Raw genomic sequence first — 16563 nt, 5'->3', positions numbered from 1 at the left:
AATCAAAAACACGTCTTAAAAAAATCAACAAAAATCACATCAACATTCCTGTTCACTGCCCATTCTATTTTCCGATAACAAACAAAGAAATGGTGCAAATACAATAAAAATGTCGGTCGATACCTTTATCCAAATAAGAAAATTCAAGCACAATATAGCTAGGAACATATACTTATATTTCGGTAAAGTACGCATACAAACTTGGCATACCTTTACAAAGAAAGCCGAAAATGCAATAAGTCCTATCAACCCAAAATAAAATAAGAATCTAGAATAACCGGCATCTGTACCTTTATAAAAGCCATACCAAGTTGGTCCTATATAGTATGGATCTACTATATTGGTATCTCCAAAATACCCATCGCCTATCAACCATCCCCTAATATTGTCAGGGAATATAAAACCTTCTTGTAACATTTCATTAGAATGTACCTCCCACCGACCTGTCTCTACCAAACTGAAAAAACCTTCAAAACCAAACTCCAAATAATCATGCCAATACTCACTTGTATTATATAAGTATACAAAAATACCTATAGCCACCAAAACAAATCCCAAAATCCAGTTTCTCAATTTTGTCAATTGAACTCCTTGGTTAATATATAAACCCATTACAATAATAAAAATAGATAAAATCAAGCCTACGGTTGTTGTCCTACCAATCATATTTCCTATCACTGCTATAATTACAAAAGATACAAGCAGCAAAAACAACTTTAAATGATCTGTTTTCTGTTTACTAATATTCAATAAAAGAAACGCAATCATTATTAATACAGCAGCGAATCGACCTCCTGCAACATCAAGAGCACATCCTATTCCATACAAGCGATCTTTAGCCAAATAAAAATGTGCACCAGAATCTACGGAGTCAACAAAAATTCTCACCAATGGATAATTATCAATAATAATGGCCAATATGCATTGCATAACACATACTGCAGTCAAATAATGACAAACTATCTCAACAGAAACTTTTCCATGTACAGCTTTCATTAAAGAAACCACCGTATAAGCTCCTCCCAACCAAACCCACATTGAAATTATGTAAGTAAGATATACTGCATCAGGAGTATCATTTAATGTCATCGAAATAAGGCTTGCCAATGATACACCACAGGCAAACAATGATATGACAAAAAAATCCTTATTAATACTTCCCTTTCTGTCTTTAGCCACTTTCACCATTATAATGGGCAAAGCGAAAACAGCCAAAATCATTTTCGTATTAGCTATCTGAAAAAAAGGAAATGAGAAGGGGAAAAAATAACAACTTGTAGCTATTATCGTAACAATAACACCCAATATTTTAAACATACTCATCTATATATTACTCCGTAAATAATTTTATTGAATATCCAACTATACAATTTCACAAGCAACCAGTATTCTTTTGAAGCAAACCACTGCAAAAGTCTGCTGCGCAAAGACAAATTCTTATTTTGCATAATATACACATTTGCCTCCGGATACCATTTTTTCCAAGCATCAAGCCTGTTTTGATTGCTAGAAAGCAAAAAAGGAAACTTTGCCTCCAACTTCATAAAGGCAAGTTCTTTTTTGAACTCATTGCCAAATGTACGTTCAACAAAATCAACAATACGGTCAACATTAAATCGCAACTCCCGTAAATGCTTGTCAGAATAAGTCTGACTAAAAGCGGTACTATTTGTTTTCACATAGTGATAATATGCATTATGGATATATTGGACTTTCCTAGCATAAGCAAACAGCATGATCATAGTCATATCCTCTCCCATTCCATATCCATCAGGAAATTTAACACCATTATCAACATACAGACTACGTTTGACCAACTTATTCCATACATTATACTTCATCACACCACTCAGCATGGCTTTGACAGTTTCTTTTGCATCTGAATATGAAGGTTGCTTCATATAACGTTCTCTGTTTGCAAAAGATAAATACCAATCACTCCACACTATATCAGCTTCATTCTCCTTGGCAATTTGGTACATATCTTCAAGCATACGTGCATCCATAAAATCATCACTGTCACAATGATATATATACTCTCCTTTAGCCATAGCCAATCCTGTATTCCGAGCTGCAGGTAGTCCTTTGTTTTGCGCATGATGCAGTATGACCACTTTATCTTTACATATAGGATGGTTATCTATTGAATGTTGCAACATATCAATACTTTTGTCCGGAGTTGCATCATCCACAAATATAAATTCTACTTCCTGAAGCGTCTGTTCAAATAAAGAATCTACACAACGGGTGATAAACTTCTCCACATTGTAAATAGGAACGATTACAGTAACTTTTATTTCAGTCATATTCGTTAAAAAGATGTAGGTATAGCCATTGGATCCTCATCTTTTGGCAATACCGATTTCAAAGACAATACCATCATATAGGTTTTGCTTAAAGTCTTTACAATCCAAATAGGAACATTTCTATGACGCCTCCAGTAATCAATAAAACAAAATCCCATAATTGAACTCATTTCCTTACTACCTATCCTATCGTAAACCTCCGTACTTATCATCTGTATTTGCTGGTCAAAATCCTGCAACAAAGCTATCGTTTCTGCATTATAATGCGCTAGACAAAAGGCATAAACACTTTTGGCAAACCAAAACAAGCGATCATCAAGATACTTCTTTATAGGTTTTTCTACAAATTTCTCTTTATTCCGCTCATAAGCATCTATCATGCCTAAAGCACATTGCAACGTATGTCTAATACTTTTAATTTTTACATTTGGATCTACCGTTTGACCTTCCCTACCTATCAGATACTTATAAACATAGTCATTATAATGGACTACTGTACGGACTACACTCATCGGAATAAATATCCACTGCTGATCTGTATAAGAAATTCCCTCCGTCTGCTTATAACCAATATCCAACAGGCACTGACGACGATAAGTCACAGCATGCATCTGCATACCTGATATAAAAACAGGAGACATACAAACATCTTCAATTTTTCCTGATTCCCATCCCCCAAAATCATAATGGATGATTTTTCTTACGGTTCCAGAAAGATCTATTACCGCAAAATCCGATAATACTAAATCTGCATCTACCGACAACAGGTATTTGATAAAGGCATCAAAACGCTCTGTATCAAATTGATCATCAGCATCAAGTATCTTGATATATTTACCTTGCGCTTCTTTCAGACCTCTATTCACACATGAACCGTAATTACCATTGGGTTTGTCTATTACACGGAACAATTCCGGATATTTTTCTGCATATTCATTAGCAATATATAGCGTCTTATCTTTACTTCCATCATTTATTATAAGTACTTCCAAAAAAGCCCGGTTCTCTTTTATCAACAAAGACTCCAAGCAAGTAGTCAGATACTGCTCCATATTATAAGACGGAATTACAATTGAAAGTATCTTGTCCATACCTTTATGAGATAATAAATCCATTTTCTTGTTTATCCTGCATCCTCAGTTCTCTCAATTGTAGCAAGATATTAGGAACATACTTTTTAAAACGGCTCTTCCATGTTCTTTTGACTTGTACATTATTGTATGGAGATTTCTGTTCCAAAAGCGTTTTCTCATTACGGTCAATATTATTCATTATGGCTATTATTTCATTATCAATGGATGCCATTATCTTTTCTTTACTCCACTGCTTATGGCAAATCTCTCCATATGCATCTAAGATATTCTCTTTATCTAACTGTTCGCGCTGAGTGAAAAATGCAAAATGAGCAACGATGGCATCACAGTTCCACGCATTGGCAAGTCCTTGTTTTGTTGGATAGATACAAGACAGGAACTCTTCATCATCCCCTGGAACAACGCCAGAGAATTTTGCCATTTCATCTCCAAACCAAAGGATAGCATTAATGGAAAAACGTGTCATACCCATTATCTTTTTACCCAAATGCAAATCCGTCCACTTTTCAGTTCTTAAATAATTCTGAATAAACCAACGATGAAGTTCCAAGGCAAAGTGTCCGCTTTTCCACAAAACTGGATGACTCGCACTTGCTTGATGATATGTGTTCAAACGTATCTTATTATCAACCTCCAACAGATAGGTTGACAGAGAGTTATTGATTACCAATGGAGAAACTACAAAGTACTCAGGATTTTCAACCCTAAACTTAACCATCTTCTCTATAAGCCCCGGCTCCATCCAAACTATATCATCATCCATTTTGAAATAGATAGTATGCGGTTCTATACAAGACTTATAAAAAGCATTTATACTCGCATTGCCGTTCACTACGCCATCTGGTTGCCAAACAAGATTTATCTTAGGATATTTTTTTGAGACTTGCTTGAAGAACTCAATATCGGCTCCGTTATGAGTATTCACCCAAATATCGTATCTGTCCACAACATCGGAAGCCACAATGTATGGTACCAAATATTGCATATATCGACGACGACCTGCCGCCGTATTCACTATTACTTTATAATCTTGATACATAATATTCAATCATTAAAATGTTTAAACACAGACTCCACGATTGGAGCCATGTCATAATACTTATATTCAGCCAAACGACCACCAAAAATAATATTTTCTTCCATATCTGCCAATTCTTTGTATTGTTGATACAATTGTGAATTACGAGTATCATTTACCGGATAGTAAGGCTCCATACCCTCTGACCATTCGGTGGAATATTCTCTAGAAATAACGGTATAAGGATTATCATAAACTTCAGCCCCGAATGATTCAAAATGTTTGTGTTCAATGATACGTGTGTAAGGAACTGTTGCTTCCGTATAGTTCACCACAGCATTACCCTGATAATTAGGGGTACTCAAGACTTCTTCTTCAAAACGCACAGTTCGGTACTCTAATTTACCGAAACAATAACTGTAAAATTCGTCTATCTTACCAGTGAAGACAATCTTATCTGCAATGTTCATCCAACGTTCCCTATCATGAAAGAAATCTGTATCAGGCATAACCTCAGCATCCTTCAAAAGACCTTCAATCAATTTGTTGTAACCTCCGATGGGGATGCCCTGATACTTATCGTTGAAATAATTATTGTCGAACACCAGCCGGACAGGAAGTCGCTTGATAATGAAAGCCGGAAGTTCCGTACATTTACGTCCCCACTGTTTCTCGGTATAACCTTTTATCAGTTTCTCGTAAATATCCCTGCCTACAAGCAACAAAGCCTGTTCCTCCAGATTACGTGGTTCGGACACTCCCTCTGCACACATTAACTCTTCTGCTTCACGCTTCTGTTCCTCTATTTTGGCGAGAGCGGTCTCAGGAGTGGTCAATCCCCACATCTGATAAAATGTGTTCATGTTAAAAGGAAGATTATAGAGTTTCCCTTTGTAATTTGCTACCGGGGAATTGGTGTATCTATTGAACTCTACAATTGAGTTAACAAAATCCCACACTTCCTTATTTGAGGTATGGAAGATGTGCGCACCGTATTTATGTACGTTGATACCCTCTACGTTCTCGCAGTATAGGTTACCACCAGTCTGCGAACGCTTGTCTATCACCAAACACTTCTTACCGGAACGAGCCGCCATACAGGCAAATGTGGATCCGTATAGACCGGAACCGACTATCAGATAATCGTATTTTTTCATTGGCATATTATTTTTCCCATCTCAAAGGTTTATAACTATGTGATTTTGCCGTTATCCTTTCCAATAAACATTTGTTTTCACCACTCTGGCAGGAGTACCTACTGCAACAGAATCATTAGGAATATCATGACACACTATCGAACCAAGACCTATAATCGAGCCGTCTCCTATGGATGTCCCTTTCATAACCACAACAGAATCTCCAAGCCACACGTGGTTTCCAACGCATGTATTCTTGGATGGATTAACTCTCTCGTCATGTTGATTATAGATATTATGTTGATCTGTTGTGCGTATATGCACCTTACTTGCAATAATACAATCAGAGCCTATGACACATTTCGTTCCTTCTGCACAAACAATCAAGTCGTTACCATCAAAAATTGTATTGTCACCAATAATTACCGTATTTCCATCTCCTTGAAAATATATAGTGTTCGACCTCTTAAAAGTACACCTTTTACCTATCTTCACAAAATTATCAATCCCTCTACACACTATACGCAAATCTTCACAACATGTGTCTTTAGGTATTTCAAACCTATTACTAGACTTGTCCCCTTGTATCTTCACGTTATATCTTCTCCACGTCCAGTATCTGCAATATACTTTATTATAGAGATAAGAAAATACAGTAAACTTCAGCAACTTGTTTTTTATTGTATTCTTCAGGCTCATGTTTATCCAAGTATGTATATTTTTTTCAAAGACATATTTTCTCCAACAATTTTAAATGTTTTTTTATTGCCTCCTTTCCCCACTTGTGTACCAAGGCGAACAAGGTGCGCTGATATGGTGTCCATGTATTCGGCATTAACCTGTCGAGTACTTCCTTATAGTCCATCTTCACAAAATCTTCCGGCAAAACAAACAACTCCGGATACTTCTCTTTAACCGCCTTAACCTTATCGAAACAATATGTACGGTTAGCATGCAGATGAAACCACAGCGGACTATCAGCTACAACTATCTTATAAGGATGAGATAAGAATTCAATCATAGCGTATGGCTCCTTTTCTTTACTGTAAGGTGTAAAAAATGTTTGCTCCGATAGTTTAAAAATAAAAAGGTCTCCTTCTCCATTATATGGAGGATGAATATTGTAACCGTCAAATGGAATATAGCAAATGCCATCATAAAACAAGTTTAATCCTGAAAAAGAAACTGCTACGTCTCCTTTCTGTAATCTCCACTTTATATAGTCACTATAATCTTTCTTTAAGGCAAAAATCAGCCAATCGGGAATCATCCACAGACACGGATAGCCTAATCGAACGGACAATCTTCGATAAGCTGAGATATACATCATGAAAAACCAACCTAATATTAAACCTATATTCCATTTTATTTGTACTTTTCCACAACAAATATCTCTCCATAATTTTATCCCATCTTCCCAATAAATCTGGTCAGGATCTATTTTAATCACATATTTATAGGAAACCTTAGACAGAGAATAATTGCGCTGGTTGCAAAATAAATGCGGAGAATCCTCTGGTAGGCTTTTAGCATATTCCAGTTCCTCCCGTGTCAGATTGAATCCCAACACATGATGTTCATACTTATAGACTTTCAACTTGTCGGGATATTGCTTTTGTTTTCTTTCCAATATCTCCGGCGTTTCGTCCGTACAATCATTATACACAACAACCAATTCGTCCAATACGTTAATGCAGGAATCAATACTTTTTTCAATGAAGCGGGCTTCGTTCTTGGCAGACATGATGCCTGACAAACCATCTTTCAGTTCTCTCATATACACAAGTTGTTTTTTTAAGACTTTACAGACGAACTGCACAATCGTTTTGCCAGGATATATGCGGCACTGAAAAATCCTTTATGCCGACACGTCACTCTGAATATATAACCCAGCTCTTTCCTTCTTTTTATAAGATATGCTCTACCTATCGGTTTCTTGGTTATCACATTCAAAAGAAATTCCGCAGCGTCATCAGTCCGTTCATGATCATAAATGGCTTCACGCACTTTGAAGTCGGAAAGCCAGCGTACTTCATCACTTTTACCAGCCCATACTCCTCCGCCGTGCAACCTGTACACCCCCATCGTGTCGGGGAAACAGAAGCCCTTTCCCTGCTTCAGTAGTCTGTAAAACAAAACCGTATCACGCGAAACCTTATACTCTCTTTCCGCCTGTAATGCTCTTGCCCGATATACAACCGTCAAAGGTTGGAAAAGCCACTCTTCGTCTATCAGATTCCTAAGCGTATAGGTTTTCGACTCTACGTTTTTGCAGTGGCTCATCTCATTCGTTTCTTGGTTATATTCATCCCAAAAGTGCGAACACATTACATAGTCAGGATGAGACTCTAGAAAATCCACTTGTTTCTGCAATTTATAAGGATCTGTCCAATAATCATCCCCTTCACAAAATGCTATATACTTACCATTACAAGCTTCATTCATTATTCTTGTCAAAGAGCCATCTTTCTTTGAATACTGATTTTCTGTTTCATAGATTGGTTTAATAATATCGGGATATTTTTCTGCATATTCTTTTATTATTTCAACAGTACCATCAGTTGAAGCATCATCGTGAACTATTGCCTCAAAACGGAAATTTGTCTTCTGCATTATAAACCCTTCAAGAGTATCACGAATAAATTTCTCATGATTATATGCCAAACATCTAATACTGACTAATAATGGCTGTGATTCTTTATTTTGTATATCACCCATTCTTCAAATTTCTATTTATTATGTATCCAAATAAAGGTCGTTCAATTGATATTATGCGGATTCTATCTATAATTATACAACCCCCAAATATAAATATAACGGATATTATCGGTCTTAACCAAAAATAATCATCATTATAATGACCAGCATTATCCAATAAATCTTGCCATAACCATTTACGCATAGTATCACTATTTGCATGTATTAACAAAACCCCAAATGTTGAACCTCCTACTATATTTATAAATTTACTCTGAGGAATATTAAGATTTTTAAACCACATAAAACTACATACTGCATTCAATAATGCCATAATCACATTACTATCCGATAACATTCGATATGGAAATATGTCTTTTTCACAATTTTCATTCAACAATAAAATGCCTATAATACTCAAAACAGACAATAAAATACACGAAAAAGTACATATCATCCACAAAGATGTATTACTATCATACTTAGATGGATACAAACGGATATATGAAGAAATAAAATAAAGCACAATAAACCATGAAACATAATTTATATTTACTCCCATATATGGTAATGATGCGTGAATGGTATATATAAACAAACTTAACAATATCAATAATCCATGTCTCTTCTTATCAAGATTATTAATAAAAACATTAAGAAAAGGAATACATAAATAAAATAACAGAAAACAACTTACAAAACCGTCTGCTACATAGCTTGCTGGAATTAATTGCAATAGTCCATTATGTGAAAAAGCCTCATATCCACTCATTACAAATAATAAATATATAAGTATATTGTAAAATAGAACTTCAAGTAACAATTTCAAAAACTTTTGAACTGTTATTGAAGATTTACACATAAAATATCCTGTAATGAGAACGAAGCAATTTATACCAGTTTTACCCCATGCTCCAAATAAATAAAAGAATATTGATTGTGGAGATAATGAAAAATCTTGCATCTTTTCCATTAAACCAGAATTCACTACATAATGATGTGCTACTATAAGTAACATCACTATTATGCGATAAAGTTCTATGCTAGAGTTCCTAACATTATTTGAATCCATGTTATTTGTGCAAAACGGTTGGAACTAAATCTTTTACTATATATATATTTTCTTCAAATGTTAGTAGGCTTCTATCTGTAGTTTTACCATTAAGCCAGTCAATTAGAAGTTGCGGATAATTAAATCCAGCAAGATAAGCTAATGGATAATGGCCTGATATTCTACAATTCATTTCAATAATAAATATACCTTTATCATTCTTAAAACAATCAACAGACAAAATACCTTGGTGTTTACTATATGATGATATGATTTTTGCTACATCTTTAAATAATAAATTAGAAGAAGTTCTTCCCAAATCTGTTTCTCCACTTCGCATTGCTATTTTTTGTTTCGCAAAAGTATCAATATATTCGCCGTCCAAATTATTCAATACATCTAGGCCGTATTCTTCTCCATTTATTATTTCTTGATATATTATTGCATTATCCCTAGTAAAAGAAGATTCATATTTAAGATATGATTTAAAAATATCTTTATAACACTTCTCTGTAAAAACATCTAATTCTAAATCATTATCAACTTTATATATTCCCATAGAAGCCATACCCCATCTTGGTTTCATTATAATAGGATATGAAATAATACCTTCTTTAATATCGTGTTTTAAATCTTCTTTATTAAGATAGGTTTTGGGGGTATTCAATCCTAAATTATTAATGAATTTATAAGTTTCCCATTTATCATTACATATCTCAACAAACTTAGGATCTGCTAAAATTAATTTTATATTATTATTTTCAAATAAAGTCTTATTTTTTGCTAAAACTAATAGGTCTATATCGAATAACGAAAGAACTGCATTTACATTATTCTCTTTACAATAATTTATTATTGACGGAATATAATTTTCTGAATAAATTAATGGAGATATAAAATATCCGTCTGCCCTTTCAAGGGCTATACTATAATGACTATTAGAAGCATGTACTTTTCCTATTCCATTAGTGTTCTTGAAGTAATCTACAATATAAGATCTTCTTCCTGCTGATGTTAAAAGTATGTTTATCATTGGGATATCGTTTATTTTAAATTTTGTATTGATTTATCATTTAGAAATAAATCTTTATTTTTTCTTATTTCTTCTATAGGCCAGTTCCACCATTCAAGGTTTTGTATTTGCTCTATTTGTTTATGCGTAAATCTATATTTTATAATTTTTGCAGGTACACCACCTACAATTGCAAACGGAGGTACATCTTTATTTACAAGTGAATTAGCGCCAATGACAGCTCCATCTCCAATTCGCACTCCCCTTAATATAGTAACATTACATCCTATCCAAACATCGTTACCAATGTTACATGATTTATCAAATTTTGAAACTTTAAGTAGTTCTTTAGAATCAAAAATATTGAATTTTCTATCATAAATGAAAGGATGAGTTGTTAGCTTTGAATAATCATGTTCAGGAGGACCAATAGTTACTCCATATGAAATAGAGCAGAATTTTCCTATAGAAGTTTTAAAAATCATATCAAAAGGGCCTGTATAAGTATATGCTCCTATAGTTGAGGCTAATATTAGATTATTACGATCTATTGAGACGTAATTTTCTAAAATAGAACTTCTTATACGACTATTTTCTCCTATAATACAGTTTTCTTTTATATCAGACTGATTTATTTCAGCTCTATAATAAACCTGAACACTATCATTTACATTAGAATCTATTATTTGTATATCTTTATCTCTAAATCCCATTATTTATTTTTTATTGAAGATAATACTCTTATTATATCCTCATCACTCAGTGAGTGATACATAGGTAAACAAATAACCGTATCCGCCATTTTATGTGCCTCAGGCAAATTTTCAGGATTTGCACTTTCCAATCCTCTATATGTACTGAATGTGCTGATAAGAGGGTAGAAATATCTGCGCCCCAACACATTATGTTCCTTCATCTTGAAGTACAGTTCATCACGTGTCATACCGTATTTCTCTGCATCTACAAAAATAGGGAAATAGGAATAGTTGTGTTTTACCCCTGCAATATCCTCAAGGAATGTTATTCCATCAACATCTTTCAATGCCTCACGATATAGCTCTGCTACGTGTTTACGCCATTCTATAGCCTTATCTACTTGCCTCAGATTCAGAAGTCCATAAGCCGCACGCATTTCATCCATCTTACTGTTTATACCAGGAGCGACTACAGTGGTTTCACCAGCAAATCCAAAGTTTTTAAGATAGTCTATACGTTTTTTGGTCTGCTCATCATGCATTATCAGTGCCCCACCCTCAATAGTGTTATACACCTTTGTAGCATGAAAACTAAGAGTTGACATATCACCTGCATTAAGTATCGATTCTCCATTAACTTTAACTCCAAATGCATGGGCAGCATCGTATATTACTTTCAAACCGTATTTGTCCGCTATTTCCTGAATTTTCTGTGTATCGCATGGATTTCCATATACATGTACCGGCATAATGGCTGTAGTTCGTGGAGTAATGGCAGCTTCTATCTTTTCCGGGTCAAGATTACAAGTAACTGGGTCTATATCAACAAATACCGGTTTTATACCATTCCACCATAATGAATGCGTTGTGGCCACAAAACTGAAGGGGGTAGTTATCACTTCTCCAGTAATACGTAATGCCTGTAATGCTGTTATAAGAGGAAGTGTCCCGTTTGTGAAAAGACTTATAAAAGGAACTCCGAGATAATCACAAAGGGCTTTTTCCAATTCCTTATGATAATATCCGTTATTTGTAATCCATTTCCTTTTCCATATATCTTCAAGATATACGTTGAATTCTTCCAAAGATGGCATCAAAGGTGATGTCACTGTAATCTGTTTTTCTGCCATATATTATTTTCGTTTTATTATTGACAAAACCTCTTTTAGTTCCTCAAAACGCATTATATATGCTCCTGCCACATAATATAATCCACCAACAAGTATTCCAACTAAAAGTTTCATCCACATTATATCTATGAAATGTATGACAAACAATACTAGACCTCCCATAACAAATGAATGTATAAGAATGTGCGACAAATCCTTTATCTGACTAAAAAAACCATAACCTATAAGACGTTTAGTATAATATGTATTCCATATCAATGATAGCAAGGATGATACAACACTACCGTAACACATCGCTACAATACCTATAGGTACAGTTAAACACAATATGCAAACTCCCTGTATTTTTTTTATAATTTCCAATTTTAAGAAATAGTCTGAACGACCTTTTACCTGAAGTATACTAAGATTTATCGCATGTATAGGATACCACATCATTGAGAAACATACAATCTGCAAAAGGTATATAGCTCCTTCCCATTTATCAGTGAGCACAACTCTTATAAAAGGGGCAGCAACAGCAGACAATCCTATCATAAGAGGGAAAATTATAAATGCTGACATACGAATAAACCTCTTATAAGCATCGACCAAGCGATTTTCATCATTCTGAATTGAGCAAAGAACAGGAAATGTAACTCCCTGCAATACTCCGGTAATATTTGAAGACGGATATTGTGCAAGTCCGGAGGCACGAGAGTACAAACCTAAAGCGGATGACGAATATACTTTTCCTATAACTAATGTATATACATTATTATATATTGTATCAAGCAATGCAGATGCCAATAGTTTTGAACCGAATGAAAACAATTGTCTGAAAGAATGCCAGGAAAATACCAATTTCGGTATCCATCTTACAAAACACCATAATAGAATTGTATTAAGTAATGACGAAAAAACCATCTGAAAAACTAAAGCCCATGCTCCATATCCGCTATATGCCATATAAAGACCTACACATCCTGTAGATAAAGCTGATATCAATGACATTATGGCACGTGTCTTAAAGTCTATAGCTATAGACAGTTTTGCGTTCTGTATTCCTCCCAATGCTGAAAATACCAAAGTCAATGCTACAACTCTGGTAACATCCTTAAGCATAGGTATATCATAGAATGAAGCGATATAAGGTGAAGAAAACCATAATAATATATAAAACAATATAGCTACTACTATATTGAAATAGAATACTGTAGAAAAATCGGTTTCTGTACGGTCTGATTTCTGAACTAAAGCTGTTCCAAAGCCACTATCTATAAATGTCTGGGAAACAGCAAGGAATATAACCAACATAGCTACTACACCATAGTCGGAAGGCATAAGGAGACGTGCTATTAATATGCTGAAGATAAACTGTATTCCTTGTGTGGAAAATCTGTCTATAGCACTCCAAATTACTCCGTTTACTGTCTTTTTCTTTAATGATTCTTCTAGCATAATTTACTTTTTCCCTCCAAACACCCTCTTCCAGAACGAAGGCTTTTCCTCTACATAATCCTGATACATCTCACGGTAATAACGGCGGCTGCTTATCTTGCGCTTTACCATTTCGTAAATGGCTCCCCAGTCGGGAAGATAACCTACATTACGGTCGTCGATAAACAAGTCAGCACGCAGTTTGCGGCACGGGCAGGAGGGGTTTTCCTGCGGCAGCTCATCAGGATGGTTAGCATTGACAGCATAGAACTCAAGTCCACGGCTGCGACAATATTCCACCGCATCGTCGAGCAATTTGCCTTCACGCACTGTCCACAGAATAAGGATATGACGCTCAGCCTGTAACTGTTTCAACGTAGCTATGGCAAAGGGAATCTCCTTGCCTATCTCAGGATATCTGTGTTCTACTATTGTTCCATCAAAATCGACCGCTATTATCATAGTATGCTATAATTATTATGATTCTTCTTTTATAGAGTCTAATGACCGGATAATATCAGAATACTCATCTATATTCTCAAAATTTTCCTTACTGATTCCTCCGATAGCTATGGTAAGACCTCCAATAGTGGTAACGAGACATTTATCGCGGGATATACGTATCTGATAGCCTTCAACACCATCAAGTATCCCTGAAGTTATCTTTACCAAAGGATGACCTGTAGAATAATAGTCTATTGGATGCTGCATAAACCTGATGCGATATGGTGACACACGCGACATACGAATAAATGTCTGCATTGATTTATCACGAATAACGGCAGGAAGTCCGGTGCTACGGTCTTTCATCAAATATACACCCGGACATTTACTATTTAAATATGTTTGAATATCGGATACTTCACCCTGAATAAATACTAGTCCTGATATAGTCGGGACTTCTTCTTTTACTACATGTTTTTTTACTTGTTTGTATTTTACTGTCTTATGAACAAATACCTTGTATTTTTGTTCTAATATATGGAGGATGTCTTTTACCCTGTAATTCCTCACATAAATATAACACCAAGATAACATTTTCATTTCTATTTAATATACAATTTCTCTTCCGCACCAGCCTACTGATTCGTTATTAATACGCCATTTGCCCGGCAACAGAAAGAGAATCTGTACTATACAGTGACTTCGATACTCAGTCTATTATATATTTACATCCTAGAAACATCCCCTACATTAATTCATCATAATTTCTTAGAATAAATTTGCTATAATAATATACATTTATCAATAGCACAAAAACATCTTTTAAAAGTTTCTTTTTTACATTTATACAAAAAACTTTAAAAAAACAATGTTTTTTATGGGACAAAGATAAGAATTTATATTTATATATCAATACTTTTGGTAACAAAAAATCAAAACGTGCGCACATCTTATCCAAAACGTGCGCACGTTTTACTTAAAACGAGCGTTCGTTTTAAGTAAAACGACAGTTCATTTTTTTTAAACGTATCAGCATCATGATTTACCGGAGTTTTATCTTATGTTTTCTGAGTCTTTCTTCCATCATATAGTCCGGAATTATTGATTTCATTGTTTCCAACACGGCATTTACGGCACGTTCCCTTATGAAATCGTCTTTTATAAGTATGGATACACACCTTTGAGCAGGAGGAGTGACATTCAGGTGTACAACATTTTCTTTCTGACTGTCTGACAGGAAAGGGATGTGAAGTTCCGGAATAATGGTATAACCTCCGTTGCGGTCAACTATCCTGACCAGCGTTTCTATACTGCCGGCCTCATAGATGTGGTTTCCTATATCCTTGTTCTTGCAAAAATTCATTGAGCCGTTAGGTACGCAATGTCCTTCCTTCAGTATCCACATCTGTTCGGCAGGCAGGCTTCCGCTTGCTATTATCTTCTGTGCCTGGCTGCACTCCGAAGAGAAATACGCAACGAACTTCTCTATATAGACCGGTATTTCCAATATCCCTTCCCTATCTTCCGGCATGGTGGAGATGGCTATATCGATATTTCCGAAACGAAGTTCGCGTACAAGTGAGGCATTTTCTTTCTCGTCGATAGACAGATCTACATCGGGATGCATGTCACGAAATTTATGAATGAAGTCAGGCACCAAGTACGGGGCTATTGTAGGAAGTATTCCTATCCTCAGACTACCAGTCATAGTACCGGTCTCGTCGGATACAAGTTCCTTTATTCTCTGCGATTCGTTCAGTGCTATCTGTGCCTGGCGTATTATCTTCTGCCCTATGGCTGTTGGGGCTACATTCCTTCTGTCGCGGCTGAATATCTTAACGTCAAGTTCTTCTTCAAGTTTCTGAATCATGGCACTCAGTGTTGGCTGAGTCACACCGCATGCCTCGGCAGCAAGTACGAAATGACGGTACTTGTCAAGTGCCACAATATATTCCATCTGTTGTAAATTCATAATTCTATAGATTTTGTCTATACAAAGATAGAAATAATCTGTTGTCTGCGTAGCGTAAGTAGCGTACTTTTGCATCAGAAACTTAAAACAATTACTACCATGAACGAATTATTAAGAATATGGTAAAGACATACGATCCTAATAAATAATGAAGTAATAACCCATAAATAATGATTGATTATGAAAGCAAAACATCTGACTAAAGAAGAATTCCTGAATAAAGTTGCCAATTATGAAACTAACCCTAACGAATGGAAGTTCCTTGGTGAGCGTCCTGCTCTGATAGACTTCTATGCCACATGGTGCGGACCTTGCAAGATGCTGGCTCCGGTGCTGGACGAACTGGCAGAGGAATATGACGGAAAGATAGACATATATAAGATAGATGTTGACCAGGAAGAGGAACTGGCAGGACTGTTTGCTATACGCAGCGTACCTACACTGCTCTTCGTACCTATGACTGGCGCTCCACAGATGGCTCAGGGAGCTATGCCTAAACCTGCATTGAAGGATGCTATACAGAAGGTACTCTTGGGATAATATATTTTAACACAAAACGAAATGTGCCGGAAACAGCTAAAAGGAAAAG

Annotated in this window: 17 protein-coding genes; 1 reads left to right on the top strand and 16 read right to left on the bottom strand. The window is 35.4% G+C overall.

The features are described 5' to 3' along the window. Positions 1-39: 39 nt before the first annotated feature. The 16 genes from NW213_RS02105 to NW213_RS02030 form a co-directional block, all read right to left on the bottom strand. Positions 40-1317 carry a hypothetical protein gene (locus NW213_RS02105; protein WP_258321691.1) on the bottom strand — a complete coding sequence of 426 codons (1278 nt, stop codon included), beginning with the start codon at positions 1315-1317 and terminating at the stop codon, positions 40-42. Between the two features lie 2 nt (positions 1318-1319). Further along, positions 1320-2306: a glycosyltransferase family 2 protein gene (locus NW213_RS02100; protein ID WP_258321690.1), complete on the bottom strand. Its 987-nt coding sequence runs from the start codon at positions 2304-2306 to the stop codon at positions 1320-1322. Positions 2307-2311: 5 nt separating this feature from the next. Then, positions 2312-3397: a glycosyltransferase family A protein gene (locus NW213_RS02095; protein WP_258321689.1), complete on the bottom strand. Its 1086-nt coding sequence runs from the start codon at positions 3395-3397 to the stop codon at positions 2312-2314. A 4-nt stretch (positions 3398-3401) separates the two neighbouring features. After that, entirely contained in the window at positions 3402-4439 is a 1038-nt protein-coding gene (locus NW213_RS02090; RefSeq protein ID WP_258321688.1) for a hypothetical protein, read from the bottom strand. Between the two features lie 5 nt (positions 4440-4444). Then, on the bottom strand, positions 4445-5575 hold the full coding sequence (gene glf, locus NW213_RS02085; RefSeq protein WP_258321687.1) for a UDP-galactopyranose mutase: 1131 nt from the start codon (positions 5573-5575) through the stop codon (positions 4445-4447). Positions 5576-5626: 51 nt separating this feature from the next. After that, positions 5627-6253, bottom strand: coding sequence for an acyltransferase (locus tag NW213_RS02080; protein WP_258321686.1), 627 nt, complete (start codon positions 6251-6253; stop codon positions 5627-5629). A gap of 25 nt (positions 6254-6278) precedes the next feature. Next, positions 6279-7331: a glycosyltransferase gene (locus NW213_RS02075; protein ID WP_258321685.1), complete on the bottom strand. Its 1053-nt coding sequence runs from the start codon at positions 7329-7331 to the stop codon at positions 6279-6281. A gap of 17 nt (positions 7332-7348) precedes the next feature. Next, a complete protein-coding gene (locus NW213_RS02070) occupies positions 7349-8167 on the bottom strand; it encodes a glycosyltransferase family 2 protein (protein ID WP_375338094.1) in 819 nt (272 codons plus the stop codon). Positions 8168-8264: 97 nt separating this feature from the next. After that, positions 8265-9323: an acyltransferase gene (locus tag NW213_RS02065; RefSeq protein WP_258321683.1), complete on the bottom strand. Its 1059-nt coding sequence runs from the start codon at positions 9321-9323 to the stop codon at positions 8265-8267. Between the two features lies 1 nt (position 9324). Further along, entirely contained in the window at positions 9325-10335 is a 1011-nt protein-coding gene (locus NW213_RS02060) for an ATP-grasp domain-containing protein (protein ID WP_258321682.1), read from the bottom strand. 11 nt (positions 10336-10346) lie between these two features. Beyond that, positions 10347-11027: a CatB-related O-acetyltransferase gene (locus tag NW213_RS02055; RefSeq protein ID WP_258321681.1), complete on the bottom strand. Its 681-nt coding sequence runs from the start codon at positions 11025-11027 to the stop codon at positions 10347-10349. Next, a complete protein-coding gene (locus NW213_RS02050) occupies positions 11027-12139 on the bottom strand; it encodes a DegT/DnrJ/EryC1/StrS aminotransferase family protein (RefSeq protein WP_258321680.1) in 1113 nt (370 codons plus the stop codon). The genes NW213_RS02055 and NW213_RS02050 overlap by 1 nt, the downstream gene beginning before the upstream one ends. Before the next feature lie 3 nt (positions 12140-12142). Then, positions 12143-13579, bottom strand: coding sequence for a lipopolysaccharide biosynthesis protein (locus tag NW213_RS02045; RefSeq protein ID WP_258321679.1), 1437 nt, complete (start codon positions 13577-13579; stop codon positions 12143-12145). Positions 13580-13582: 3 nt separating this feature from the next. Further along, positions 13583-14020, bottom strand: a complete 438-nt coding sequence (locus NW213_RS02040) for a BT0820 family HAD-type phosphatase (protein ID WP_258321678.1) — start codon at positions 14018-14020, stop codon at positions 13583-13585. A 15-nt stretch (positions 14021-14035) separates the two neighbouring features. Then, positions 14036-14368 carry a hypothetical protein gene (locus NW213_RS02035; RefSeq protein WP_258321677.1) on the bottom strand — a complete coding sequence of 111 codons (333 nt, stop codon included), beginning with the start codon at positions 14366-14368 and terminating at the stop codon, positions 14036-14038. Positions 14369-15044: 676 nt separating this feature from the next. Further along, on the bottom strand, positions 15045-15974 hold the full coding sequence (locus NW213_RS02030) for a LysR substrate-binding domain-containing protein (protein WP_204393303.1): 930 nt from the start codon (positions 15972-15974) through the stop codon (positions 15045-15047). 180 nt (positions 15975-16154) lie between these two features. On the opposite strand from NW213_RS02030, the gene trxA reads away from it, so the two are divergent. Next, entirely contained in the window at positions 16155-16514 is a 360-nt protein-coding gene (gene trxA / locus NW213_RS02025) for a thioredoxin (protein WP_154043575.1), read from the top strand. Positions 16515-16563: the final 49 nt, after the last annotated feature.

Origin of the sequence: Bacteroides sp. ET336 (assembly GCF_024733815.1) — a bacterium.
Taxonomy (GTDB): domain Bacteria; phylum Bacteroidota; class Bacteroidia; order Bacteroidales; family Bacteroidaceae; genus Phocaeicola; species Phocaeicola cellulolyticus.
Note: the sequence above shows the minus strand (reverse complement) of the source record. Positions and strands in the feature narration are given on the sequence as shown.